Genomic DNA, 25758 nt, shown 5'->3' with positions numbered 1-25758 from the left:
CTACAATTATGGATAAGTAAAGGAGGAGAACTATGATACGCAAAAAAAGGTTTCATCTTAACATGGACACACGCGAAGCGATGGCGGGATATCTATTCGTTGCTCCGCTTATGCTTGGGCTGATCATCTTGACGTTGATCCCGGTGCTGGGCTCACTGCTGTTAAGCTTCACGGACTGGAACTTTGTGGCTGGGTTAGGGGGGATTAAGTTCGCGGGCGTGGATAATTTCATCAGGCTGTTTCATGATGATGCTTTTATGAAAAGCTTGCTGAACAATTTGCTCTTTATTATCACAGTACCGGTTACGATCATCGTTGCCCTGCTGCTGGCTATCCTGATTGATAAACAGGTTTTTCTGAAGGATTTGTTTAAAGTGATTTATTTCCTTCCGTACATTTCCAGTGTAGTTGCCATCGCTATGGTTTGGCAGGTTATGTTTCACCCTTCACTGGGACCCGTCAATCAATTCCTGATGTCACTGGGGTGGAACAACCCACCCAAATGGTTAGCGGATATCCATTATGCTCTGCCGTCACTGATGTTGATTCAAGTCTGGATTCAGCTCGGTTACAACATTATTATTTTTATTGCAGGTTTACAGAGTATTCCTAAGGATCTTTATGAAGCGGCTGATATTGATGGTGCCAACGTCTGGCGCAAATTCCGCAACATCACGGTTCCCTGCATTTCGCCAACTACCTTTTTCCTGCTGGTAACAGGGGTTATCGGCTCATTTAAAATCTTTGATCTGATACAAGTATTGACCCAGGGTGGGCCGGCTAACTCCACGACCGTTATCGTCTACGAGTTATATGATACAGCCTTCAATCAGCTGAAGACAGGTTACGCCTCTAGCATGGCACTCGTTCTGTTCCTTATTTGCCTGATCATTACAGCCTTGCAGATGTTGGCGCAAAAAAAATGGGTCAACTATTAAAGGCGGAAAGGAGAAATTACAGTGAAAAAAGAGCTTCTATCCAGAACCTTCTGGACCATCGCCATGGGACTGCTAGGTATCGCATTTCTTTTACCGTTCCTATGGATGTTATCCACTTCCTTTAAGCTGGAGAAAGATGTGTTTAACTTTCCGATTCAATGGTTGCCACAGCAGTGGAACCTCATTGAAAATTATAAACAGGTGTGGTCGGGTGACTTTGCTCGCTATTATGGAAATTCCATTTATATTACGCTGGCTACGACTATAATTAATGTGCTGATATGCGCACTTGCTGCTTATGGGTTCTCCAAGCTACGTTTTCCGGGCAGGGATGCGATGTTTATAGTTGTATTGGCACTTTATATGGTTCCTCCGCAGGCATCGTTGGTTCCACAGTTTCTACTGTTTAACTGGCTGAATTTGATTGACACACATTTGGGATTAATCCTGATTAACAGCTTTAGTATTATTGGAGCGTTTATGCTCAAGCAATTTTTTATGGGGGTAAACAACGAGTATCTTGAATCGGCGCGGATGGATGGAGCAGGGCATTTTCGCTCTTTTCTACAGATTGCCTTTCCGCTGATCCGTCCCGCTGTAGCTACTTATGCTATTTTGCGCTTTATTTGGACCTGGAACGACTATCAATATCCACTCATTTTTTTGAAATCCAAGGAGCTGTTTACGATTCAGCTGGGGATCCGGTTGTTCGGGGACCAATACGGGGATGTCTATTCACTCATGATGGCTGGTGCGGTATCTGCAATTCTGCCGTTGCTGATCATTTTTGCACTCGGACAGAAGCAGGTTATTGAGGGAATTGCCCTCGGAGGTGTGAAAGGATAATAAAAGTCAAAATAGTTTCTCTTCGGTAGAATATGAGAACTTTCCTCGTCAATCCTGCATGTTAGGATGTTCTTGTAAGCAGTTACATAGTCACTGGTTGTTAAGCAAGTGATGCCCAACACATTTATAGGAGGGTCTATATGAAAAAGAAATTATTATCTGCATTCATCATCACATCGATGGCGTTATCATTGGTCGCTTGCGGCGGAAATGCGAAAACCAATAATGCAGGAGCGACTAATGCACCCGATGCTGGTGGAAATTCAAAGCCTGCAGCAGAGAAGGTTACCCTGAAGCTGAGCACCTGGCAGACAGAAGCCAAAGCGAAATGGAGCACGATTATCGCGGAGTTTGAGAAGACGCATCCCGATATTCATGTGGAAGTAGATTTGCTGAACGAAAAAGGTGATTCGGTTGCCTCTATGCAGAAGCTGGATTTGATGGCGGCTGCGAGCGATCCGCTGGATATTGTCGAACTGCCTTATACCAACTATTCACAGCGTGCAGATATCGGTTTGTTGGAACCGATGGATGACTATATTCAGAAGGAAGGTTATAAACTCGCAGATGAATATCTGGTGGACACTACGGTCAATGGCAAAATCTATGCATTACCGTCTTCCATGCAGCGCTGGTTCGTGCTCCTTAACAAAGAAATGTTAGATGAGGCGGGCCTTCCGGTTCCGACCGACTGGACATGGGCGGATTTCGAAGAGTATGCCAAGAAATTGACCAAGGGTGAGGGCGCAACGAAACGTTTTGGTGCGTATCTGCATAATTGGCCGGATTATTTCCAGCTCCAGCTGATGAGCAAGTCTACGGATAATACTTTTCTAAAAGCTGATGGAACCTCCAATGCACTTGACCCGCAATTTAAGGCTAACCTGCAGATGATGAAGAAAATGATGTACGAAGATAAGAGTGCCACTCCTTATGAGGATATTATTTCGCAAAAACTAGCCTACCGGAATCAGTATTTTAACGGTTTAGCAGCGATGCTTCCGATGGGCGACTGGATGGTTGCGGAATCGGGTGGAACGGATGCCATTCCGGCAACCTTTGTTACCGCGTTTGCGCCGATCCCCCGTCTTGACAGTGAGAGCAAACATTACTCACCCGTACAGCCGACCTACATGGGAATAGCCGCTAAATCCAAGCATAAGGAGGCTGCCTATACCTTTGTGCGCTGGTATACCTCAGAAGGACTGGAAATCGGTGGACGCGTTTTCTCTGGCTGGGCCAAATCGGATACGAATAAATTAGTGGATACAATTGTGAGTGGTTCTAAGGATTCCTCTAAGATTGATGTAGATTCTCTGAAATATACTATGGAGAACTCGACACCTGGTGCAACGCAGGTTCCGGCTAAATATGCGGATGAAGCTAAGAACAACGTTATTCCAGAAGCGGAGATGTATCTCCTTGGCCAACAGGATCTGGATGTCACAGTTGCCAATATCGATAAAAAAATAACGGAAGTTGTTCAGAACAATAGCGGAAAGTAAGCGGAGGCTGATTGTACGCTTTTCAAAGGGGGCTTATAATGTGGGGGCAGGAAAGCATTTCTGTCTCCTGCTCCAAATTCAAACAGATGTGGGGCCTGTAATCCGTGTTTAGAAAGCATCAATCCCTCCGTAAGAAACTTGTCTGGTCATCGCTGATCTGCGTGCTGATCCCGCTTGTCTGCATTTACATGGTTACTGATTATTTGACCCGGGATCTCATTCTGGAGAAAGCGGTTGGTAGCGCAAGAGAATCTTTAAATGCAGCCAGCGCCAATATGAATGCCATATTTGAACAGACACTGGAACAGTCCAACTTTGTGCTCCAGAACAGCGAGATCAGGCAGATGATGTCTGCCGATTCAGAGTCGCTCCGTGCACCAAAGCAGATCATTCAGTATAACCGTATGTCGCGGATGCTGGATGATATGTTTGTTTTAACAGAATATTTGAAGGTGACGTTAATCGGAAAAAATGGTTTGATTTATACCAGCTATCCTTACAGTGACTTTAACCCGAAAAATTTCTACAACAAAAATTGGACATCGTTGCTGAAACAAATTCAACCCATTTCGACTTATTGGAGAGCGGAGCACGATACGTACTACAATTATTCTGATAAAGGCTCAGCTGATTGGGTAACCATTGCGAGGCCGATTCAATCGACCTCCAGCAGTACCATCGGATATTTAATTATTAATATCAATGAGCGTAAGCTCCGTCCTTATCTAAATAACGATAATGATAAAGAGATGATGCTTTTGGATGACAAGGGAACTGTAGTTTCCCATGCTGACAAGACCCGAATCGGAGAGACGATGACGTGGTTGAAAATGGATGGCGAGCTTGACACTGTGGAAATCGACGGAGAGAAGTTTTTATATGTTGATCAGGAGCTGAGCAGTAACAAATGGCGGATGGTCAGCATTATCCCGCTGAAGGCAGCCTTGTCGAAAAATAAGCAGATTTTATTTATCAGCCTGGCGGTGCAGATTCTTTTCTTTACCTTGTTTTCCGTTCTCTTAACCGTTCTAATCTCAAAGCTGACTCAGCCAATCGTAAAATTAAGCGCTTTTGTAAAGCGAATAGGTCGTGGTCAGTTGGATGAACGTTCGTTCATTCGAGGGAATAATGAGGCAGCACAGCTCGCCCGCACCATTGACCAGATGCTGGATCGGATCGAGTCTATGATTGAACAAATCACTTATGAACAGACGGGAAAAAGAAAAGCCGAACTAGAGATGCTGCAAGCGCAGATCAATCCACATTTTATGTTTAATCTGCTGAATTCGATTCGCTTAAATATCCTGATGCAAGGCGATCGGGAGAATGCTGAGTTGATTGGTTCGCTGTCGTCTTTGCTCCGGATGACCTTTAACAGGGACAATGAGTTTATCCCGCTTCGTGAGGAGACAGATACGATATCGCATTATGTCACTTTAATGAATTTCCGCCATGCCAATCAGGTCAGGCTGGAAATGAATTTAGCGGACGGTAGCGCTGAAGCACTGGTGCCTCGATTTATGATTCAACCCATGATCGAGAATGCCATCATCCATGGCTTCGAGCAGTTTGGTGGCGAGATTTTTATTGAAGCTCGTATTGTTGCAACTACGGGAAGCTTGGTTATCACCATTAAGGATAATGGGATCGGGATGTCGCCGGAAACTTTAACAAGACTTCGTGAAACCGCATACAGCAGCGAAAAAATTACAGAGGAGGACAGAAAAGGGTTCTCCGGCATAGGTTTACGCAATGTGGCCCAACGCCTCAGTATGATTTATGGCGCTTCTTTTAAGCTGAATATTCAAAGTGAACCTGATGTGGGCACAGAGATTTGTCTGGAGTTTCCTCTGGATTACGGAAAGGTGGGTGTGGAGAATGCTGACGGCAATATTGGTGGATGATGACTATCCGGTTATCCGTTATTTGTCGCAGGCCGTACCTTGGAGTGAGCTCGGTATTGAACTCATCGGATGTTATTATAGCGGTCTCGAGGCTTGGGAAAAAGCACAGCAGAGTCCACCAGATCTTATTATTACCGATATTGGCATGCCCAAGATGAACGGGCTGGAGATGCTGGAGCTATTCAGAGCTGTGCAGCCCGGAATCCGTGCGATTATTCTCTCCTGCCACAACGAATTCAAATACGCCCAGCAAGCGCTGAAATTAAACGTAGGAGAATATATTTTAAAAGAATCACTGGATATTGAGCAGTTACAGCAAGCGATTAGCACCCTTGTGGCGGAAGTGGGACTGAATAGGCAGCAGCATACAGAGATGCTGGTTTATAAGCAAAAGCAGTCTCAAAATCGCGCCGCGCTGAAGGAAAAGTTTCTAAAAGATACCTTGTATCAATCCTGGGATAAGGGGGCTTGGATCGAGCAGGCCCGATCAAACGGAATTATGATCCATGCCAAAAACTATATCCCGCTGGTTATTGTAATTGATCGTCCAGAGGAAGCTTCAAGGGTGCGCCGGATGAGTGAATATACGATTTCTTTTGCGGTTGAGAATATTATGCAGGAAGTGCTTGAGGCTGATCACAGTCTGTTTATTTCGAGATACAGCCATAAGGAGATCGTCATTCTCTTTTGCAGCGACCAGCCTTCTAAAGATCACCAGGCAATCTATCACTCCATTCAAAATGCAGCCTCTGCGGTTCAAAAATATCTTAAACTCTCTGTCTCTTGCTTATTTGGCGCTGAGGCGCGCAGTCCTGAGGAAATTCGCGGAACATTGCAGCGGATGCTGAGGGAGAAAATACAGCGCTTTTATCTCCCTGCGGCGGGAATCCACCGTTTTGAAGAAGTCTGCTTTTCCGGAGAAGATATTTATGCTGAATATGGAACCTTGTACGCTGTTATCAATGATGATATTGCCTTGAACAGGAACACGGAGCTTCGCGTTCATGTAAAGGAATGGAGGGAATGGGTGGCCTCGCAAAAATTCCATCCGAATGAAGTCAAGGAATGTGTGCTTCGCTTGCTGATGGACTTGCAGATGAAGACGAAACAGCTTCTGCAATCTCCATTGCCTATAACTGAAGAAAAGCTATTTAGCGTGGTTGGTGACATTGAAACTCTGGAGCATTTAGAACAATGGCTGGTGCAGTACTTGGAGGAATTAGCGCGGAAAATAAGTATGTTCTCCATCAAGTCTAAACGGAGTGAGGTCATCAAAGCCCAGCAGTTCGTGATTAGTCATGTGACGGAGAAAATAACGCTGGAGGACATGGCAGGCCGCCTTAACTTAAATGCCAGTTATTTCAGCCGCTTATTCAAACGGGAAACAAACCAGAACTTCATCGAATATGTAAATATGCTAAAGCTTCAGAAGGCAAAGGAGCTGCTTAACCAATCTGAAAAGACAGTGGAAGAGATCTCCGAGTATCTGGGATATGCCAACAAAAGTTATTTCATCAAGCTGTTTAAACGGGAAATGGGCATGAGGCCTAGTGAATATGCCGCTTGGCATTGAGTGTGGACAGGAGGAAACATTGCTGTGGGAATAAAGGGCACTAAAAATGAATTACAGATGTTCCTAAATGAACTATATACTCCACTGGAGCGCAGATTTACCTCTGGTTGTGCAGGAATTAATATGGGCGCTACAGGATCGATTTACAATGAAGCTACAGCGCTTATGGAAGCTTTCGCCCGTCCTCTATGGGGCCTTGTTCCCCATGCCAGCGGTGGAGGGGAAAGTGCACTCTGGCCGATGTTTCTGGAAGGGATCATCAACGGAACAGACCCGGAGCATGAAGAATATTGGGGGCAATTTACTACCAAAGATCAGCGTATGGTAGAGCAGGCCGTGTTGGGACTGGGGCTTGCTCTTGCACCACATAAAATGTGGGAGCCGCTGAGCGACACGCAGAAAATGAATGTATATAACTGGCTAAATCAGATTAATCATGTGGATCGTTCCAATCCGAATAACTGGCTGATGTTCACGGTTCTTGTGAATGTGGGCTTCAAGAAAGTCGGATTACCTTATGATCAGAGCATAATGGATGAATATCTAGCGCAGATCGATAATTACTATCTTGGTGACGGTTGGTATTCCGATGGATTGACCGATCAGAGGGACTATTATATTGCTTTTGCTATGCATTATTATACGCTGATATACGCTAAGCTGATGGCGGATGATGATCCTCAGAGAGCTGCTGTTTATCGGGAAAGATCCGCACGATTTGCCGAGGATTTCATTTATTGGTTCGCTGAGGACGGAAGCGCACTTCCTTTTGGTCGTAGCCTGACCTATCGTTTTGCACAGGTTTCATTCTGGAGTGCGCTGGTGTATGCAGATATGGTTCCTTTTTCATATGGCGTTCTTAAAGGAATCATTATGCGCCATTTTCGTTGGTGGTTTGAACAACCTATTATGGGATTAGACGGACTGCTTAGCATCGGATATGCTTATCCGAATCTAGTCATGACAGAGAACTACAACGCCCCCGGATCTCCGTATTGGGCCTTTAAAGCTATGCTTATTCTTGCCTTGCCAGATGATCATCCTTTTTGGCAGGCGGAGGAAGAGCCGTTGCCTATTTTGAAAGAGGTACGGGCTCTCCAAGAGGCGCGAATGCTTGTGAGTCGTCCGGAAGGAAACAGGCAGGTTATTGCCTATACCTCTGGCCAGATGGCTAACTTTGATATGGCCCATAGTGCAGCCAAATATTCTAAATTTGCATATTCCACTCTGTTTGGCTTTAGTGTCCCGAAAGCGGGTTACGGGTTGGTTCAAGGCGCTTACGATTCTACACTCGCACTATGCGAATGTGATGAACACTATCGGGTACGCAGATTCTGCGAGACCTGGGAAATCGGGGACAGCTATGTATATTCCCGCTGGCATCCCTGGAGTGATGTACATGTGGAGACATGGATTATTCCGGCAGGTCTATGGCATGTTCGTGTTCACAGCATTCATACTGCACGGCGGCTGGATGTAGCGGAGGGTGGATTTGCCATTGGCCAGTCAGCTGGCTTCTCGCACAGTGAACGGGAAATCATTAAGGTATCGAACACTGCTGTTTCGGTACAGCTGCCCTTGGGAATCAGTGCCATACATAGGCTAAGCGGCTTTGATCGGGGAGAGTGCGTATATCCCGAGCCAAATACCAATCTGCTGAAGCCGCGGACACTTCTTCCGAGCTTGTGCTCCAGACTGGAACCGGGAGATCAAGTATTGATATCTGCTGTCTTCGGAGCGACGAATACTCCGGAGAACCAGGCAAGTCTTGCTTCACCGCCGCTTATTCAATGGCACTCGGACGGAAGGGTTGCTGTATACGAACCTAGTAACGATACACTTTTGCATACTGTTGATTTAAGGGAAGGGAGAAACAAAGATGTGGAATAAGGCTATTGAGGATGCGATTCACAAAGTTGGGAGCAATATGGCTAACCATCCGGGCAAACTGCCTCATATCGCTGAGGGGCAACAGTACGAATGGGGAGACAACGGCGACTGGATAGAGGGTTTCTATGTTGGGATGATGTGGCTTGCTTATGAATATAGTAAGGATTCATGCTATAAGGAGGCGGCAGCCTCTTGGTTAGGGGACTTCAAGCATCGTCTGGATCAGCACATCGCCCTGGACCATCATGACATTGGTTTCTTGTATACACTGACCGCAGTAGCGGAGTGGAAAATAACGGGCAGCGAAGCGGCGCGAGCTGTCGGTCTGCAAGCTGCGGACACGCTGTGCAAGCGCTGGCGTGAACCAGCAGGGATTCTTCAGGCCTGGGGACTGGAGAGTGACCCGGAGAATGCGGGACGTATCATTATTGACTGCTTGATGAATTTACCTCTATTATTCTGGGCAGCTGAGGAAACAGGAGATAAGCGCTATTATGAAATAGCGCTCGAACATGCGTTTAAGAGCCGGAAATTTCTTGTGCGTGGGGATGCCTCCTCTTACCATACTTTTTATTTTGATCCGGCTACCGGAAATGCAATTCGTGGAGGAACACATCAAGGTTATGAGGACGGATCGACCTGGACACGTGGTCAAGCTTGGGGAATATACGGTTTTGCTCTGGCGTATCGCTATACGCAGAATGAGGATTTTCTTAAGACTTCTAAGAGCCTAGCGGATTATTTTATCAGCCATCTACCGGAGGATAGTGTGGCTTATTGGGATTTCGATGTGCCAGTGGGAGCGGAGACCCCTCGCGACAGCTCGGCTTCGGCGATTGCGGCAGCCGGTCTTTTGGAACTGCTCGATCACCTAGGCGTAGACGATCCGGACCGGGCCATTTATGAAGTTGCTTTACACCGTAGCATGAAATCTCTAGTGGAACATTATGCGACATCTGGAAATCCGGAAGCAGAGGGACTTCTAAAGCATGGTTCTTATCATGTGAGAGGTGGACGTGTGCCTGATGGTCATATGATTTGGGGAGATTATTATTATATGGAAGCGCTGATCCGCTTGCAGACCGGCATCCGAGGCTATTGGTAGTGGGATGTTAGGGTGGGGCAAGGTTTATTCTATAGAACAAGGAAACTGCTAAGACTAATCTCTTAGCGGTTTTTTTTGTGGACTACTATACAAGAGTTTTAAAACGTAGTTATTTACTTGGAATAGTATGAATAAAATCATATCACCACGCGTAAGGTTTAATGTAAGATTTTGATAATTATTAGAAATTAAGAAAAGGGGATCGGGTTACTCAGATATGAATTTAGACTGGGAGTTTATCTACGAGAGTTTGCCGCTTTATGGTGAGGCGATGTGGCTGACAGTGAAGCTAGCGTTGTTAGCTATTGTATTCTCACTCCTTATTGGATTACTGTTCAGTATCGTCTTGTACTATAAGGTCAAAATCGTCAGTGATGTTATTAAGATCTACATTGAGCTTTCACGGAACACCCCTTTACTTGTGCAGCTCTTTTTTCTTTACTATGGCTTACCTAAGATCGGAATTCACTTTAGTGAAATGACCTGTGCGATTGTAGGCATGACATTTTTGGGCGGGAGCTATATGACGGAGGCTTTTCGAAGTGGGTTCGAGGCAGTTAGCCAATCGCAGATTGAATCAGGTCAGAGCATTGGACTGTCTAAGCTGCAGCTGGTCAGATATGTTATTTTTCCCCAAGCCTTTGCGATAAGTATTCCTTCTTTAGGGGCAAATGCGATCTTTCTGCTGAAGGAGACCTCTATTGTAGGTGCCATTGCTTTAATGGATTTGATGAATGTGGCAAAAGACTTGATCGGCATGCATTACAAAACAGCGGAGTCTCTGCTCCTTCTGGTACTCGCCTATTTGGTGTTAGTCCTGCCCTTATCGCTTTTATTGACTTGGGTGGAAAGGAAGGTGAGATATGCAGAATTCGGGGATTGAGGTGCTTTTTGAAGGTTCTAATTTCGAACGATTATTAGGGGGCTTACTTGTAACGATTGAAATTTCATTTCTCTCTATTGGAATCGGTACGTTATTAGGGATCCTTATGGGATTGCTCCGGACGCTGGGATCGAGGCCATTAAGGTTTATATTACGTCTTTATTTGGAGACCTTTAGAATTATTCCGATTCTAGTGTGGCTGTATGTAGTACACTTCAGTTTCTCTCCATTACTTCATATCGATATCAGCGGGGAGGCTACCTCTATATTGGTGTTCAGCTTATGGGGAGCTGCGGAGATTGGCGATCTTGTTCGTGGAGCTTTGCAATCTATGCCAAAACATCAGGTGGAATCTGCCAGGGCGCTAGGTCTGAGCAGCAGTCAACTTTATCGGCATATTTTGATCCCGCAGGCTGTACGCAGAATGCTGCCGGGAATGATTAATCTTGCCACACGAATGATCAAGACAACATCACTGGTGGTGCTGATTGGAGTGATTGAGGTGGTAAAGATCGGGCAGCAGATCATTGAACTCGGCGTGATAAAAGCGCCCACCGCTTCATTCTGGGTATACGGCTTTATCTTTATATTATATTTTTCTGTATGTTTTCCGTTATCCAGACTTTCGAAAAAAGTTGAAAGCAGATGGCAAAATTAAGGCTTAGGAAGGAACGGTTGTAATGGCAGATTCCGGAGAACTCCTGCTGGAGGTTACACAATTACACAAATATTTTGGAGAGCGAAAGGTTCTGGACGGCATTGAATTGCAGGTGGAAAAAGGAGAAGTAATCGTTATTCTCGGTCCCTCTGGCTGTGGAAAAAGTACGTTCCTGCGTTGTCTTAACGGTTTGGAACCGGTTCAGGAAGGGGCGATGCAATATCGTGGGCAGAACCTCGCGGGGGCTGCTGTAGATTGGCGTGAAGTTAGGCAGCATATCGGAATGGTCTTTCAAAATTATGAGTTATTCCCGCATATGACGGTTATGGATAACATTCTTCTAGGCCCTCTGAAAGTACAAAAGAGAGAGCTTAAAGAAGCAACGCAGCAAGCGGAACAGCTCTTAGAGCGGGTAGGGCTGCTTGAGCGTAAACTGGACTATCCACGCCAGCTTTCCGGTGGACAAAAGCAGAGAATAGCTATAGTAAGAGCTTTATGTATGAATCCGGAGATTATGTTATTTGATGAAGTGACAGCATCCTTGGATCCGGAAATGGTTCGGGAAGTGCTTGATGTGATCTTAGGGCTTGCTCAGCAAGGAATGACGATGATCATCGTGACTCATGAAATGGGGTTTGCCAAATCGGTTGGGGATCGGATCGTGTTTATGGATCAAGGCAAGATATGTGAGATCGCTGCCCCGCAACAATTTTTTACCCACCCTGCGACAGAACGTGCCCAGCATTTTCTGGATATATTTCAGTACGAAAAATTATAGAAATAGGAGAGGAAGAGAAATGAAGAAAAGTTTGAAATGGCTAACGATGCTGGTAGGTGTAAGTATATTATTGATGGGATTGGCTGCTTGCGGAAATAGTTCGGATAACAACGGAAACTCAGCATCTTCTAAATTCACTTCTATTGAACAGCTAAAGAAGAAAGGGAAGATTAAGATCGGCGTATTTGCAGACAAACCACCTTTTGGTTATGTGGACGCTGAGGGTAAAAACCAAGGATTTGATGTGTATATTGCCAAACGCTTTGCCAAGGATCTGCTAGGGGATGACTCGAAGGTTGAATTTGTGTTAGTTGATGCTGCCAGCCGCGTGGCTTATCTTGAATCCGGTAAGGTTGATATCATTATGGCTAACTTTACGGTCACCGAGGAAAGAAAAGAAAAAGTGGATTTTGCTAATCCGTACATGAAATTATCCTTTGGGATCGTATCCCCAGACAGTGCTCCAATCACTTCCATTGATCAATTAAAAGGGAACAAGCAAAAGCTCATTGTAGCTAAAGGTACGACAGCGGAAACCTATTTTACCAAAGAATATCCGGATATTGAATTGCTCAAATTCGATCAGTACACCGAGATTTTTGCAGCGCTTAAAGATGGTCGGGGGGCGGCAATCGCTAACGATAATACAGAACTCATTGCTTGGGCTAAATCAAATCCTGGATTTACGGTCAGCATTCCTGCTTTCGGGGGTCAGGATACAATAGCTCCAGCAGTGGCAAAGGGGAATAAGGAATTGCTGGACTGGATTAATACAGAACTTGATACCCTTGGTAAAGAACAATTTATCCATCAAGCCTACAAAGAAACCTTAAATGAAATTTACGGTGAAGGATATACTGATGAGCTTGTCGTTGAAGGCGGGAAAATCCAGTAACGGATTGGGAATAACATTGGGGGGGCATCTGAGAAGATGCCTTTTCTACAGATAGACTATTGCAATTTCTATAATGCCGAGTATAATACTGGGTATACACAGAATAAGGAGTCGGTGAAAATGTCTGTCGATGATTATCTGGATCTTCTAAACTACGCCAAAGCAATTAACGATGGACAGTGGCAAGCTGACATCATAGACCGTTTGAATAAGCTGAGCAAGGCTTCTCATGCTGAGACAACAGAACAAAGTGTGAAAGAGCTGTGGATTCAATTCGACGATATAAATGCAATATTAATGGATTTATTTAATAAGCTGAGGGAAAGTGCGGATCCAGTAGAGCAGTACCGGTGGAAAGAGAAAGTCTGGGAGTTAAAGCAGGAACGGATTAATCTATCGAAGAAGATTCAGAGTAGATATATCAGGATATAATTTAAGCTCACATTGTAATAATAAATAGAAAATAAAAAAAGGCATGCAGTTAGTCTGCTCTGCCAAACTTACGATGGTCTATAGGCTACTTAGACATTTGCATTCCTTCGCGCATCATTGTCATACACATAGTCATCATTTCATCGCAGTCCTGCATTTTTTTCATCATCATATCCATGTTCATATCCATCATGCCCATTTCAGACATTTTTTCCATGCCCATCTTCATACAGTTCATCTTAGACATCATATCATCCATACACATGTTCATCATCATTTCCATACACATCTTGTCCATTTTTAATTCCTCCCTTCTTTTAAATTACCTTTCTTCCATAAAATACTATACAATTTAGGAACAATCAACGCTAGACTTGATATTTTACTAACTTATTTTTCTTATTTGTCTTAATTATGTATATCCTTACCATGCGGATGTTATTAATCAGAATACTTATTTGCGGATCGGTGACTATAGGCTAGATTGCCTCAGGTCAGCGTTTTTTTTTGCGTTCTACAGAGTGAGGAATTAATGAGCCGGATCATCACTCTGGGATAAACGAGAAGACACTGCCATAGGTCCCTGTAAATACGGGCTGACCAAATTTTTGTGTCCATTCCTTGAGTAGTTTATAGGAGACCTTTTTGCTCGTAATTACATAATCGGGCTGATCGTAATTAACGATCTCGGGAAGGTATTCAGAGAATCCGTGCATCGAGCGTTCAAAAGCAGTCCAACCCAATACGCCAAGAGAATCTTTTGTCACGAAGGGATCTTGTCTGCCATCACATAACACATCTCCCCCTCGAAACATGACATAGCCGGATGAACCGTAGTGTGCGAGAACTTTCGGACGTGTACCTTCAGATGTATGCTGCAGAATATAGTCCATTTCATCTATAGGATATTTTTTGGCGTCAATAACTGGTGGTACAAGGAATAGATAAGCAATGTTTAGCAGCAGGCCAACTGCCAGTAACCCTCGTAATGTACTTTGTCGGACTAGAATACCTGTTTTGGTGAACTCAGGAAGCGCATCAAAAAATACAGCCGCAAAATAGGGGATGAACAGCCACATAAATAGGTTTTGCTTGAAGTTTGATACACCGAGGTATAGAATCCCAAGCATAAGAAAAAAACGGAACGGTTTACGCTGGAGTGCAAAAGGAAGTGTGCAGGCAAAGAACAAAAGCAATAGTAAGATGGGCAAGTTCTCCAAGCTATTGAACCGAATCGGCTGCCATTCATTGATCAGCAGGTTAAAGTTCTTTTTCGTAACTGTCAAAATAAACAAGAGACTTTTTACGCCGCCTGGATTTAGAATGCCAACGAACCAGACGAGACTGAAGACTATGATTTTACGCCCATTCAGCGTTTTTTGGATCAAGGATTCAAGCAGAGCCATCCCTGTAAATACAGCAATTACAAGCCATACTCCTGCATGGAAATTGGCAATGGCAATAGAAAGAGCAATCATCGCAGCGGCATATTTCTTTTGAGAACTCATTTGATATTCACGTAAATATACGAAAAACCAGACAATCATAAACGAAGAGATCATCTGTGGACGGCCTTTGAAATAATTATAATAAATCCAGCAAGAAATTAGCAGCACAAAAGGGAGCAGGAGTACATGGTCTTCTTGAAGTCCCAGTTCTTTGCGTGAAACCTTACCCAGCCGAAGCAATCCGAGCACTAAAAAGAACAAGCATACAGCGGTCAAAATATACACACCCGGCCATCCAAAAGCTGCATAAAGCGGGGCAACGAGCAGTTGGAATCCGAATTCATGAGGGACGTAGGGCAGCTTATCTCCGTAAAAAGTATGTATGGCATGATGTAGAACTTGTCCGTGCCCGATCATATATTGTCCTAGCTCTATATGCCAGAAGGTATCGGGATCATTGTAAGAAAATTTAGGGAACATCAGCAAGATAGCGGCTATAACGAATATGCCATACAAAAATTTGTGTATATTGAATTTCATCATTATTTTGTTTTCCCCCCGTTTTTTGTTCAATTATAACGAGACTTTCTTAAGGAATAGTAAAATTTATGAAGCGGAGTGAACACTCATGCATCAACTATTTACGTGGATATCTGAATCCGCGCTTCACCTTGTTAATTCTATGGGTATTTGGGGCATATGGTTAGGGATGATTCTAGAGAGTGCCTGTATCCCCATTCCCAGTGAAGTGATTATGCTCAGCGGTGGCTGGCTGATTGCGCAAGGCTCGCTTACTTTTATGGAAGTTGCTGTCGCTGGGATATTCGGAAACCTACTGGGTTCCATCATTGCCTACTATATTGGTAAGGCAGGTGGACGCCGGTTATTAGAGAAATACGGAAAATATATTCTCTTGAATGAGCATCATTTGGAGCAATCGGAGCGTTGGTTCGAGCGTTATGGCGAGAGTACCGTATTTTTTACTCGTATGTTGCCCTTTATTCGTACTTTTATCTCATTGCCCGCAGGGGTTGCTGGAATGAAAGCTTGGAGATTCATAACATTTACAGCACTCGGCTGTATCCCGTGGAACTTAGCTTTGATCTATCTGGGATGCCGCTTAGGTGACAACTGGGGTATCGTTGAGCAATTTATTCGCCCAATCAGTTATACCATTTGCGGAATCGTGGTGCTTCTTGTGTTGAGGTGGTTAGTACGGAGATTTCGTAACCAGACTTAATGCCAGCTCTTCGGGTGTTTTCTGGTGTTTTCTGCTCGGTGAGCCTCCGCAGCTTAATATGGATAAATAAAGGTCAGGAACGTCGAGGCTAGAATTAACTGTTATATGTTGAATGCATTCTATATTCAAGGATAATCTACTTATGTCTGGGAGGTTTGAAATGAAGGTCAAACGAATCGTCGCCAATATAAACACGAAGGATCTCGCGGCAGCTAAATGCTTCTACGAGGATGTGCTCGGTCTTGATTTAATGATGGATCATGGTTGGATTAGAACTTATGGTTTAGACGAGGAGATGAGTATTCAGATTAGTTTTGCCTCACAGGGTGGCTCAGAAACGCCTACGCCTGATCTATCAATTGAAGTCGATGATGTCGATGCTACATTTGAAAGCATGAAGAAAGCTGGATTTCCGATAGAATATGGGCTTGTTGATGAGCCTTGGGGTGTTCGGCGATTCTATGTCCGCGACCCGTTTGGCAAACTTATCAACATCCTTGAGCATAGACATTAGAAGAGTGGTCACGGCGTGCAGAAATCTTGATTGTTAAACTATCGAATAGCGATAGCTAAATGATGACATAAGGCAGCCGATGAGTGGATCGGCTGTCTTTATTCAATTAACGGGCAGTTTTGCGTAAATACTAATTTTTCATTAATATATAAATATACCAATTTAGTGTTATATCTACCAAAACTCCGGAAGGGGAGTTCAAATGATGGAAAGTCGATGGATAATGCTAGCTGTGCTATGTCTGCTTCTGCTGTTAACCTCCTGCGACGACAACAAAGCGACAGAGACGCAGAACATAGCAATAGGACTGAATACGACTGAGGTGATCGAGTCAAGTGCTGCTCCGATAACCGTGTCAACGATTGAAGTGGACTCGCCTTCTTACGAAGCTGGGCTCACCTACGAATTAACCATGAAAGCTGCAAATGAGAAAGCCGATCTCCTTACGAAAGGTTACGATACTAACAGTGTACAGTACGCCCTTATCGATCATGGCAACATTGTTGTATCTGGCCAATCCGGCAGAAATGATGAGCAGGGACAGAAGACGCTCACGAAAGACACGATGTATGGGATCGCCTCGACGAGTAAAATGTTTACCACGGTTGCCGTTATGCAGTTGGTCGATCAAGGGAAAATCGATCTTGATACGCCGGTTGTCCATTATATCCCCGAGTTTACGATGAAGGATGCACGCTATAAGCAGATTACAGCGCGCATGCTGCTGAATCATTCTTCCGGTCTGAACGGATCATCGGTGATGAACGCCGATTTATTCGAAGATAACGACACCTATGCCCACGACACACTGCTGAAGCAACTGTCCGAGCAGACCTTGAAAGCAGACCCGGGCGCTTATTCGGTTTACTGCAATGACGGATTTACGCTGGCCGAGATTTTGGTCGAGCAGGTCAGCGGCATGGACTTTACCTCTTATATCCATCGATATATTACAGAACCTCTGGGTATGGCTAATACGGTGACGCCGCTCGATTCTCCGGACACGGCGAAGATGGCGGGACTCTATTATCATAACTATATAGGAGAACTTCCCAACCAGACGATTAACATGATAGGGACTGGAGGTATCTATTCCACGGCAGAGGATTTGGCTCGATTTTCAACGATTTTCACGGGGGAAGCGGAAGAAGTCTTATCAGGTAGATCGGTTGCGGCCATGGCGCAAAACGAGTACAAGATGCCTTTGTGGCCTGACGATGCGGACAACTCAATCGAATACGGTCTAGGCTGGGACAGCGTCAATCTGTATCCGTTCAGCGAATACGGAATAAAGGCATTGACCAAAGGCGGGGACGTCACTCTCTATCACGCGTCACTCGTTGTGCTTCCAGAGCAGGAGATGGCGGTAGCTGTTGTCTCTTCCGGTGGGAGCGGCACGTACGACCAGCTTTTGGCGAACGAAATCCTACTTCAGGCGCTGAAGGAGAAAGGTATAATTGCTGAAATCAAGCCTGAGAAGTCTTACGGCGTGCCGGTAAAGGCTGATATGCCAGAATCCATGCTGCAGTATTCGGGAATCTATGGTACGTATATAGGAACGTTTAACATCGATATTAACGAAGGCGGCGTCATGTCCATTACTTCGGAGCAGCCATCTGATAACCCGGTACAGATCTACGAGTATTCCGCGGACGGCACGTTTAAGAGTGCGGATGGGAAAGTGATGATCAGCTTTGTGACGAATAAGAATGGCCGCACTTACTTATGGATTCGTCAATACGTTTCGGTGCCAGCTCTTGGGCAGACGGCTCTGTCAGAGTACAACGCGGAAAAGCTCCAGCCTCAAGATCTTTCGACAAAGACAAAAAAAGCATGGATGCAGCGCGACGGCAAGAAGTATTATCTGCTGAATGGGAAGTATACGTCGATTTCTTATTTGACATCGGTAACCATCAACTTGAATGTGTCGAAACAGTTGCCTGGATACGTGTTTGATAAGCGAATAACCGGCCCGAATACGGCCATCTCCGAATTGCAAATACCGGGAATGAGCGGGCGAGATCTTTTAGGTCTTACGTTCTTTACACAAGACGGCGTTGAGTACCTAAAGATGGGTGAAATCCTCTTAGTGAACGAGGATGCCGTGAAGCCTTTTAACTTCACTAAGATGTCAACCGTTACAATTCTGCCTGACGGATACGCCCAATGGTATGCGATAAGCGAAAAGGACAGGGGGAAGATCGTTAAGGTGAGCATGTCCCCGAACACTTCCTTCGCTGTTTATAATGCCAGGGGAAAATGCATCTACTTCAGTGTCATCGGTGGCAAGGATCAGGTCGAACTGCCCGCGGGAGGATCTATTGTTTTCGCCGGAGATGCTGGTACGAAGTTCGAGATTACCACTCAGTAACTTCGCAGTAGGCATTTCATAACGAGTCAAGATATAGTCCTGCCTATATGAAAGTAGATTCCCTAAGAAAAGTTGGATAAACTAAAAAGATACATAAAAAGTGCCTTGATTCATTCTAATAGGAAACAATAGCTTAATCTAAAACGAAGGTAGCTGGCCTATATGAACGGCTACCTTCCTTGCGCTAAAGGACACATTTTCCCTTAATCTATATAGAATTAAAGATGAGATAGCAGGAAATCTTGCATCAGCTAGGGAATACCAAATTATGGATTTATAAATGTACATGAAAGGTTGATCCTAGTTTATGAATGACCATAATCTCATCTTCGTAGCAAAAGCGAAAATGATGCTTGTATACCCTTTGCTGCTTGCCCTGATCGTTATATTTGTGGTCAGTAGCCTTACTGCCTGCGATAATTCCACCGCAGGCAAGACAGCAAGTAAATCTGCGCAGCCGACTATAGTGACACCTGTGGTAGCGCAAGCATCGGGCAGCATTTATCTGTACGGTGAAGCACACGGCGTAGCCAAGATATTGGACAAGGAATATAAATTGTGGTCTCAATACTACCATAACGAGGGCATGAGGCACTTATTCGTCGAGCTGCCCTATTTTACCGCCGAATACTTGAATCTATGGATGCAGTCGGACAATGATGATATTTTAGAGGAGATTTATGATGATTGGGAACGGACACGTAGTCACAACCCTGATGTCAAAGAGTTCTACAAAAAAATAAAGAGCGAGTGTCCGGAGACGATTTTCCACGGCACAGACATGGGGCATCAATATGAAACTACCGGGAGCCGCTATTTATCTTATCTTGTGGCAAACGATCTGGGAGAATCGGAGAAGTATACTTTAACAATGGAAGCGATCCGGCAAGGCCGTGTTTTTTACAGCAAAGAAGACGGCGTATATCGGGAAGACACGATGACGGAAAACTTTATTCGCGAATTTGAGAAGTTGGGCAATGAGAGCGTTATGGGCATTTACGGCTCAGCGCATACCGGGCTTGATGAAATGGACTATAAGACCCAATCCATCCCTTGTATGGGCAATCAATTACAGGAGCATTATGGCGATAACATTTATTCTGAGAACCTAAGTTGGATTGCTAAAGATATTGAGCCATCCAGAGTAGATTACATCTCCTTACAGGGCAAGGAATATGCAGCATCTTATTTTGGTAAGCAGGATTTGAACGGGTTCAAGGATTACGCCTATCGAGAATTTTGGCGATTGGAGGACGCCTATGAAGATATCCAAGACCTTCCACTGGTGGACAATTATCTTCCTTACGATAACTATCTGATGCCGATAGAAGTAGGCCAGGTCTTTGTGGTCAAAAGCACCAAAACAGACGGTTCAGTGCAAAGAGATTACTATCTGTCTAGCGGCCAAGTTGTGGAGGGTGTGAACTCAACACAACAATTCACAGCAGAGTGACGATCAGTAATATGATGATTATCTCAAGTACAACACGCTTGCTCATGCATCGGGCGTTCATAAAAGCTAATTGGGAAAATTGTCACGTGCCGAAAATGAGTGCTCGGTTGATATAAGAGTGGCCCCAAAATTCACAGCTTCAACCAAAGCGGTGAACCGTAAGTAGGGGGAAGCTTTTTACTGATTGCATTACGCTAACGGGAGACGCTAGCTCAAATACGATTAGGCAGCCGTTAGTCAAAGCGATCAGCTGCCTTCATTCAACTACCGGGCAGTTTTGTACAAGAGAAAATGATGAAGTGGAATAAACACGTTCAGTACTGATGGATGAAAAAGGTGAATATATGGATTCAAATGAACTAAAACCTTTAATGAACAACACAAAATGGGAAGAAATAAGACAAGCAATGCTCAACTATGCCTTTCCAACCAAATGGAGGATTAAAGACATTGATACTGGCTATATCAGCCTTTGGGATGGAGATTGGTATTACCATTTTTCAGATGGTGGTTATAAATTTATTGAGTGGTTAGAAATTCATGCTGAAGATGACTCGATAAATGCTGATTTAATTCAAATCTTGAAAAAAATACATGTTCCAGGTGAAGTAACTACCGACTCCATCATAATTTATGGATATAACAAAACTAATGAATTCATTGATTATATATAATACGCTTCACCTCAATGCTTCCAAACACAAAGTACAGTTTGACCATTAAATGTATATCTGTATATAAAAGAAAAAACACTCCTGACAATGGAGTGTTTTATTATTATTCAAATTTATTTGAAGTCCATGTAGCAATTCCATTCATTGGACATGCAACAACTAGCCAGTTATCAGATTCTACTCCCACCTGCCAACATTCATACTTCTCATGAAAACCAATAACAAATAGTATGCTACCTGATTCAAAGCTTATAATTAAATGTGGAGTGCTGTCTCCCAATTGTATATCTATAATCTTTTCACGTCTCATCTTTATGATCTGACTGTATTTTTCTTCCTCAGAAACATCTGCAATTTGACTTTCATTACTAGGGTATTGAGAGGGAACTGAATCCAATATAGTCCACTTTGATTCAATGTTCAGGTACAGTTGACCAGCTAAATCATCGAAGCCTTCATACTTAGTTAAATAAACTTGAGTAGCACCACTTGATACTCCAAATCTAAGACCATCAATTTTTGCCCCAATACAAAGATGTTTAAGAACTCGTTCAGCGAAGTCCCTATTTTCTTTATTCATTCCGTTCCCCAGCTCTTTTCATCAACGTATAAGCCCGAATCATTACACCATATCTTGGATTTGTTGGTGTTGGCTTTTCGCTTCAAATTTCGCGTTTTGGCATTTTGCTCTCATCCATGTACAGCAGATTCCAGCGGTGACCGTCCAGGTCGGCAAATCCTGCGCCGTACATCCAGCCGTCAGTCTCACTTGGCTTGCCAAAGATGTTTCCTCCAGCAGCCTCTACTTTTTGGACAAAGGCATCTACTTCTTCTCTGCTTTCAGCACCAATGGAGAAGATTACTTCAGCGCTATGGGAAGTATCTGCGGTTTTTGAACCAGTAAATTTCTCAAACGCCGCATCCGGGAACAGCAGAATTGTTGTTTGACCTATAACAAGCTTAGCTCTCTCGTTACCAACACTCACCGCTTGGAATCCAATCTCATTGAAAAAGGCAGTTGACCTCTCAACATCTTTGACTGGCAGGTTAATCCAAATCTCCTGTGACATGGCTGTAGCCTCCTAATATATTTTCATTCCTACTATACTCTACTTCTGGCAGCAGAAGCGATCTCTTTCGCATCTCACCTTTAGTTGAAATACTCGATAGTTTTCTCAATAAATGCCTTGGCCGATTTTGTCAGAAAACGGTCGGACCGATGAATGATCTCAAAGTGACGATATGGCGGATCGTCTGTAATTCGGATGCAGCGTAGTGTTGGTTCATTCATTGCTTGGATCAAACGGTAAGGCAGCAATGTTCCTCCGACGTTGGCTTTCACCAAGCTAATAATGGAAGTTGCCGAACTGGTCTCCATGATCGTATTTAAGCTGAATCCATATTTTCGGCAATAGCCATCAACCAATTCTCTGCCTGTAAATCCTTCGGGGAACATCACAGTTTGGATATTACGCAGTTCCTGGATTACAATCGTGCTTCGTTCAGCCCAATCATGATTCTCAGAAACGACAAGTACATATTCTTCACTGCACAAGGGAATGCGTACAAGCCGATCATCTGGAGCAGAGGTGATCTCGATCCCGATGTCTACTTCATTATCCAGTACTTGATTCAAGACGTAGATCGAAGAGATAAGCTTCAGCTGCACCTTGGGGAATCGCGTATGAAAATTCACGAGCAATGGGGTGAGCCGATAGTCCAGATCGGAAGGGAGAACACCAATTACCAACCGACCTCGTTGATCATTGCGTAATTCAGCTAACGCATCCTGGGTATTCTGTAAATGCCGAATCATCTGTACACAGTGCTCCAAAAACAGATTTCCTGCTTGAGTCATCACAATCTTTTTGCCGACTCGGTCAAATAAGGGAACTCCGAGTTCATCCTCAAGCGCGCGTATTTGTTGACTCAACGTAGGCTGAGATATGCCAAGCTTCTCAGCTGCTCGTGTAAAATGAAGCTCCTCACACACAGCAATGAAGTTTTCCATCTGACGAATCTCCATATGAATGACCTCTAATCATTGGTTTTAGTAATCATTTTAATAGAAACAATAGTATTGTTCAATCATTCTAATGATTCTATACTTAATCGTGCACCGCCCAAAGATCTGTTATTAACAAAGGGTCATGGGAGAATGCAACGATACTACCATGAGGTGATTCATAATGAAACTTTTTTATATCGTCTTGGCGCTTATCCTGGCTTCACTGAATTTACGGCCACCCATTACATCCATTTCTCCTCTAATGAGCATCATTCAGAATGATCTGGGTATAAGCGGGATTACCGCCAGTTTGTTAACCACACTTCCGGTATTATGCATGGGCATATTTGCTCCGTTCTCCGTACGATTAAGCAGAAGGTGGGGAAATGAGGGCGCAATTGTTCTGGCTTTAATCCTCATTGGGTTAGGTACGGGATTACGATGGTTTGTTGGTACAACTCCTTTGATGATGTTCACTTCTTTTCTTTCCGGTGTAGGAATTGCATTGGCAGGGCCGCTGTTGTCCAGCTTCATTAAGCAGTATTTCCCTGACCGAGTGGCATCCATGGTGGGTATTTACTCTACAGCGATGGTGATGGGGGCCAGCATTAGTGTGGGACTATCGGTTCCGCTACAGTATACATTGGGTGGTTCGTGGAGAGGCTCGTTGGCTGTATGGGCATTACTGGCAGTCATTGCATTGCCGATTTGGTTGAGATTAGCCTGGTCTGCGCGCACAGATCGACAATCCGGTAAAATCTCGAGTGTACTTAATGCACCACTTCCGGTGAACAATAGACGTGCCTGGGTGCTGACATTATTCTTCGGGCTGATGGCAGCGATCTTCTATTCGTTGACCGCTTGGCTTGCGCCAGCAATCCAAAGCCAGGGGTATAGCCAAGAGACTGCCGGCAAAATCCAAACTTTATTTACCTTGATATCGCTGCCCTCTACTTTGTTCATTCCGATGCTTGTACATCGTTACCAAAGACGTGTATTCTGGCTTGTCGGGTGTGCAATATTAGAGTTGACGGGTGTCTTGATGCTGAACCTATCCGTTAGCCCCTGGCTCGCGGCGATTCCACTCGGTATTGGAGCGGGTGGGCTGTTCCCGATTGCACTGATGTTGCCCATTGATGAAACAAGTAATGCTCAAGAAGCTAGTAGCTGGTCCGCAATGACCCAATCTGGTGGCTACATTCTCGGAGCGCTTGGGCCGCTAGCGATTGGCTGGCTCCACGATGCAACAGGCAGCTTCGTTCAAGCATTCTATGGTTTGGCTGTAATCATCGTGCTTCAGATTATCGTTCAAATGGCTATAGGAAATAAAAAAAGTTCTCCATCCATTTCTCGTCTCCATTAAAGGTTTCGTGTGATACTTCATGTTGATCAATTAGTGAAGTTGTGCTTGCATGGACCTATGAACGTACGTGGTGTAATTCAACTAGCAGGCAGGATAATGGAAATGAACTGTAGAAAAAAACCTATAAATGAAAGTGACAAAAGTGGAGAATTCTACCGACAGTTGAATAAAGCGCCTATGAAAATTCAACCACCGCTTGATAGGATTGCGTTTGAGGAAATGCTATGCTGTTTTCGACAGTGCGCACTGTACATTTTGTTTTATTGGAGGTATACAATGCTCGACTTGCGTAAAATTGGAGCTTATATTTCGAAGCTTCGCAAAGACCAGGATTTGACCCAATTGGAACTTGCCGATCAACTGAATGTAAGTCATCAAGCGGTATCGAAATGGGAACGGGGCGACTCGCTACCGGATATCGGAACGCTTCCGCAGTTTGCGAGGTTATTCGGCAAAACGGTAGACGACATTTTAAATGCAGGAGACAACTCAGAAAATCGGGAGCACCAGCACCTAGGAACGATCGTTGAGGAGATCGCAGAGAACAGGCCGGACCAAGTTGCAGAGATGGTCAATACCGGTGAGATGAAGGTGGAAGAGCTTGTAGAAGTAGCACCGTTTGTAAAAGCAAGCGCTCTGCATAAGGTTACAGAACGATTAGACAGCAGCGTCCTTAAGTTAGACGTGATCATGCGGCTGGCTCCGTTCCTTGGAACAGATACATTGGATGAACTGGTTCGTCAGGCAGAAGAGGGCGAAATTATGTGGAATGCCATTACTGGACTCGCTCCGTTCGTCAGCAGCGACACATTAAGCCGACTGGTAGATAAATCGATTGACGGTTCCTTAGAAGTGCACAATCTTGTTGGAATTGCCCCGTTTCTTGAAAGAGAACATGTAGATCGGTTGGTTCAACAAGCAGAAGAGGGTAGCTTGAGCTGGCATTTCGTTCAAGGGCTGGCACCCTTTATTAGCAGAGAAACGTTAAGCCGCTTGGTAGACCGGGTTGCAGATGGCACTATTGATGCGAACCGGATCATAAGCCTCGCACCTTTTCTGGACAGGGAAAATCTCGAGAAGTTAATTAGTGGAGTCGAAGCTGAACATCTTAGCCCAGATCTGCTGGCAAGCCTTGCTCCTTTCGTCGATCAAGGGACATTGAGTAGAATGGTGACAAACTTATTAAATAAAGTAAAGTAGACACGTATATCGGAGATTGGTGATGCATAGGCAATGGCGTTAAGCTAACGGGAAACGCTAGTTCCATAAACACGATAAAG

The 25758-nt window shown here is 44.4% G+C and carries 24 protein-coding genes; 19 read left to right on the top strand and 5 right to left on the bottom strand.

What is annotated here, in order from left to right; translation table 11 throughout:
• Positions 1-32 precede the first annotated feature (32 nt).
• From MHB37_RS23605 to MHB37_RS23550, 12 genes are all read left to right on the top strand, one after another.
• The gene (locus MHB37_RS23605) at positions 33-938 is read left to right on the top strand and encodes a carbohydrate ABC transporter permease (protein WP_036683142.1); all 906 of its coding nucleotides are present in this window, start codon (positions 33-35) and stop codon (positions 936-938) included.
• Between the two features lie 63 nt (positions 939-1001).
• Positions 1002-1784, top strand: coding sequence for a carbohydrate ABC transporter permease (locus tag MHB37_RS23600; RefSeq protein ID WP_052097522.1), 783 nt, complete (start codon positions 1002-1004; stop codon positions 1782-1784).
• Between the two features lie 140 nt (positions 1785-1924).
• A complete protein-coding gene (locus tag MHB37_RS23595) occupies positions 1925-3289 on the top strand; it encodes an ABC transporter substrate-binding protein (protein ID WP_076194773.1) in 1365 nt (454 codons plus the stop codon).
• A gap of 104 nt (positions 3290-3393) precedes the next feature.
• Positions 3394-5193 (top strand): sensor histidine kinase, encoded by a 1800-nt coding sequence (locus MHB37_RS23590; protein WP_339188046.1) that lies wholly within the window; start codon positions 3394-3396, stop codon positions 5191-5193.
• Positions 5168-6766: a helix-turn-helix domain-containing protein gene (locus tag MHB37_RS23585; protein ID WP_076194771.1), complete on the top strand. Its 1599-nt coding sequence runs from the start codon at positions 5168-5170 to the stop codon at positions 6764-6766. Before MHB37_RS23590 ends, MHB37_RS23585 begins: the two co-directional genes overlap by 26 nt.
• A 24-nt stretch (positions 6767-6790) precedes the next feature.
• Complete coding sequence (locus MHB37_RS23580) at positions 6791-8656, top strand: DUF2264 domain-containing protein (RefSeq protein ID WP_405168589.1); 1866 nt, start codon at positions 6791-6793, stop codon at positions 8654-8656.
• Entirely contained in the window at positions 8646-9761 is a 1116-nt protein-coding gene (locus MHB37_RS23575) for a glycoside hydrolase family 88 protein (RefSeq protein ID WP_405168588.1), read from the top strand. The genes MHB37_RS23580 and MHB37_RS23575 overlap by 11 nt, the downstream gene beginning before the upstream one ends.
• Before the next feature lie 217 nt (positions 9762-9978).
• Complete coding sequence (locus MHB37_RS23570) at positions 9979-10644, top strand: amino acid ABC transporter permease (RefSeq protein WP_076186917.1); 666 nt, start codon at positions 9979-9981, stop codon at positions 10642-10644.
• Positions 10625-11302: an amino acid ABC transporter permease gene (locus MHB37_RS23565; protein ID WP_036683130.1), complete on the top strand. Its 678-nt coding sequence runs from the start codon at positions 10625-10627 to the stop codon at positions 11300-11302. Before MHB37_RS23570 ends, MHB37_RS23565 begins: the two co-directional genes overlap by 20 nt.
• 22 nt (positions 11303-11324) lie before the next feature.
• The gene (locus MHB37_RS23560) at positions 11325-12080 is read left to right on the top strand and encodes an amino acid ABC transporter ATP-binding protein (RefSeq protein ID WP_405168587.1); all 756 of its coding nucleotides are present in this window, start codon (positions 11325-11327) and stop codon (positions 12078-12080) included.
• A gap of 19 nt (positions 12081-12099) precedes the next feature.
• A complete protein-coding gene (locus MHB37_RS23555; RefSeq protein WP_076130267.1) occupies positions 12100-12975 on the top strand; it encodes a cysteine ABC transporter substrate-binding protein in 876 nt (291 codons plus the stop codon).
• Positions 12976-13095: 120 nt separating this feature from the next.
• A complete protein-coding gene (locus MHB37_RS23550; RefSeq protein WP_076281529.1) occupies positions 13096-13407 on the top strand; it encodes a hypothetical protein in 312 nt (103 codons plus the stop codon).
• A gap of 85 nt (positions 13408-13492) precedes the next feature.
• Here MHB37_RS23550 and MHB37_RS23545 read toward each other — a convergent pair whose 3' ends face one another.
• Entirely contained in the window at positions 13493-13705 is a 213-nt protein-coding gene (locus MHB37_RS23545; protein WP_038572647.1) for a hypothetical protein, read from the bottom strand.
• A gap of 247 nt (positions 13706-13952) precedes the next feature.
• Positions 13953-15398, bottom strand: a complete 1446-nt coding sequence (locus MHB37_RS23540; RefSeq protein ID WP_076218438.1) for a hypothetical protein — start codon at positions 15396-15398, stop codon at positions 13953-13955.
• An 85-nt stretch (positions 15399-15483) separates the two neighbouring features.
• On the opposite strand from MHB37_RS23540, the gene MHB37_RS23535 reads away from it, so the two are divergent.
• From MHB37_RS23535 to MHB37_RS23515, 5 genes are all read left to right on the top strand, one after another.
• Positions 15484-16095, top strand: a complete 612-nt coding sequence (locus MHB37_RS23535; RefSeq protein ID WP_405168586.1) for a DedA family protein — start codon at positions 15484-15486, stop codon at positions 16093-16095.
• A gap of 160 nt (positions 16096-16255) precedes the next feature.
• Positions 16256-16609, top strand: a complete 354-nt coding sequence (locus MHB37_RS23530) for a VOC family protein (protein ID WP_405168585.1) — start codon at positions 16256-16258, stop codon at positions 16607-16609.
• Positions 16610-16811: 202 nt separating this feature from the next.
• Positions 16812-18980 (top strand): serine hydrolase domain-containing protein, encoded by a 2169-nt coding sequence (locus tag MHB37_RS23525; protein WP_081387570.1) that lies wholly within the window; start codon positions 16812-16814, stop codon positions 18978-18980.
• 307 nt (positions 18981-19287) lie between these two features.
• Positions 19288-20433: a hypothetical protein gene (locus MHB37_RS23520; RefSeq protein ID WP_405168584.1), complete on the top strand. Its 1146-nt coding sequence runs from the start codon at positions 19288-19290 to the stop codon at positions 20431-20433.
• A gap of 344 nt (positions 20434-20777) precedes the next feature.
• Positions 20778-21107 (top strand): DUF6678 family protein, encoded by a 330-nt coding sequence (locus tag MHB37_RS23515; RefSeq protein WP_218640442.1) that lies wholly within the window; start codon positions 20778-20780, stop codon positions 21105-21107.
• Positions 21108-21210: 103 nt separating this feature from the next.
• Here the strand turns inward: MHB37_RS23515 and MHB37_RS23510 are convergent, their stop codons facing one another.
• The 3 genes from MHB37_RS23510 to MHB37_RS23500 form a co-directional block, all read right to left on the bottom strand.
• Complete coding sequence (locus MHB37_RS23510; protein WP_076194765.1) at positions 21211-21687, bottom strand: hypothetical protein; 477 nt, start codon at positions 21685-21687, stop codon at positions 21211-21213.
• Between the two features lie 82 nt (positions 21688-21769).
• The gene (locus tag MHB37_RS23505) at positions 21770-22177 is read right to left on the bottom strand and encodes a VOC family protein (RefSeq protein ID WP_076130260.1); all 408 of its coding nucleotides are present in this window, start codon (positions 22175-22177) and stop codon (positions 21770-21772) included.
• A gap of 80 nt (positions 22178-22257) precedes the next feature.
• On the bottom strand, positions 22258-23118 hold the full coding sequence (locus MHB37_RS23500; RefSeq protein ID WP_248548368.1) for a LysR family transcriptional regulator: 861 nt from the start codon (positions 23116-23118) through the stop codon (positions 22258-22260).
• A 178-nt stretch (positions 23119-23296) separates the two neighbouring features.
• Here MHB37_RS23500 and MHB37_RS23495 point away from each other — a divergent pair, with 178 nt between their 5' ends.
• Positions 23297-24478, top strand: a complete 1182-nt coding sequence (locus MHB37_RS23495; protein ID WP_076277410.1) for a CynX/NimT family MFS transporter — start codon at positions 23297-23299, stop codon at positions 24476-24478.
• 276 nt (positions 24479-24754) lie between these two features.
• Positions 24755-25678, top strand: a complete 924-nt coding sequence (locus tag MHB37_RS23490) for a helix-turn-helix transcriptional regulator (RefSeq protein WP_076130257.1) — start codon at positions 24755-24757, stop codon at positions 25676-25678.
• Positions 25679-25758 lie beyond the last annotated feature (80 nt).

Source organism: Paenibacillus sp. FSL H3-0286 (genome assembly GCF_045040705.1).
GTDB lineage: Bacteria > Bacillota > Bacilli > Paenibacillales > Paenibacillaceae > Paenibacillus_AQ > Paenibacillus_AQ odorifer.
Note: the sequence above shows the minus strand (reverse complement) of the source record. Positions and strands in the feature narration are given on the sequence as shown.

What these genes read in the sequence shown, in the direction of transcription:
- MHB37_RS23605 (WP_036683142.1), top strand. Translation starts at nt 33, where the DNA reads ATGATACGCAAAAAAAGGTTTCATCTTAACATGGACACACGCGAAGCG.
- MHB37_RS23600 (WP_052097522.1), top strand. Translation starts at nt 1,002, where the DNA reads ATGGGACTGCTAGGTATCGCATTTCTTTTACCGTTCCTATGGATGTTA.
- MHB37_RS23595 (WP_076194773.1), top strand. Translation starts at nt 1,925, where the DNA reads ATGAAAAAGAAATTATTATCTGCATTCATCATCACATCGATGGCGTTA.
- MHB37_RS23585 (WP_076194771.1), top strand. Translation starts at nt 5,168, where the DNA reads ATGCTGACGGCAATATTGGTGGATGATGACTATCCGGTTATCCGTTAT.
- MHB37_RS23575 (WP_405168588.1), top strand. Translation starts at nt 8,646, where the DNA reads ATGTGGAATAAGGCTATTGAGGATGCGATTCACAAAGTTGGGAGCAAT.
- MHB37_RS23570 (WP_076186917.1), top strand. Translation starts at nt 9,979, where the DNA reads ATGAATTTAGACTGGGAGTTTATCTACGAGAGTTTGCCGCTTTATGGT.
- MHB37_RS23565 (WP_036683130.1), top strand. Translation starts at nt 10,625, where the DNA reads ATGCAGAATTCGGGGATTGAGGTGCTTTTTGAAGGTTCTAATTTCGAA.
- MHB37_RS23560 (WP_405168587.1), top strand. Translation starts at nt 11,325, where the DNA reads ATGGCAGATTCCGGAGAACTCCTGCTGGAGGTTACACAATTACACAAA.
- MHB37_RS23555 (WP_076130267.1), top strand. Translation starts at nt 12,100, where the DNA reads ATGAAGAAAAGTTTGAAATGGCTAACGATGCTGGTAGGTGTAAGTATA.
- MHB37_RS23550 (WP_076281529.1), top strand. Translation starts at nt 13,096, where the DNA reads ATGTCTGTCGATGATTATCTGGATCTTCTAAACTACGCCAAAGCAATT.
- MHB37_RS23545 (WP_038572647.1), bottom strand. Translation starts at nt 13,705, where the DNA reads ATGGACAAGATGTGTATGGAAATGATGATGAACATGTGTATGGATGAT.
- MHB37_RS23540 (WP_076218438.1), bottom strand. Translation starts at nt 15,398, where the DNA reads ATGATGAAATTCAATATACACAAATTTTTGTATGGCATATTCGTTATA.
- MHB37_RS23535 (WP_405168586.1), top strand. Translation starts at nt 15,484, where the DNA reads ATGCATCAACTATTTACGTGGATATCTGAATCCGCGCTTCACCTTGTT.
- MHB37_RS23530 (WP_405168585.1), top strand. Translation starts at nt 16,256, where the DNA reads ATGAAGGTCAAACGAATCGTCGCCAATATAAACACGAAGGATCTCGCG.
- MHB37_RS23525 (WP_081387570.1), top strand. Translation starts at nt 16,812, where the DNA reads ATGATGGAAAGTCGATGGATAATGCTAGCTGTGCTATGTCTGCTTCTG.
- MHB37_RS23520 (WP_405168584.1), top strand. Translation starts at nt 19,288, where the DNA reads ATGAATGACCATAATCTCATCTTCGTAGCAAAAGCGAAAATGATGCTT.
- MHB37_RS23515 (WP_218640442.1), top strand. Translation starts at nt 20,778, where the DNA reads ATGGATTCAAATGAACTAAAACCTTTAATGAACAACACAAAATGGGAA.
- MHB37_RS23510 (WP_076194765.1), bottom strand. Translation starts at nt 21,687, where the DNA reads ATGAATAAAGAAAATAGGGACTTCGCTGAACGAGTTCTTAAACATCTT.
- MHB37_RS23505 (WP_076130260.1), bottom strand. Translation starts at nt 22,177, where the DNA reads ATGTCACAGGAGATTTGGATTAACCTGCCAGTCAAAGATGTTGAGAGG.
- MHB37_RS23500 (WP_248548368.1), bottom strand. Translation starts at nt 23,118, where the DNA reads ATGGAAAACTTCATTGCTGTGTGTGAGGAGCTTCATTTTACACGAGCA.
- MHB37_RS23495 (WP_076277410.1), top strand. Translation starts at nt 23,297, where the DNA reads ATGAAACTTTTTTATATCGTCTTGGCGCTTATCCTGGCTTCACTGAAT.
- MHB37_RS23490 (WP_076130257.1), top strand. Translation starts at nt 24,755, where the DNA reads ATGCTCGACTTGCGTAAAATTGGAGCTTATATTTCGAAGCTTCGCAAA.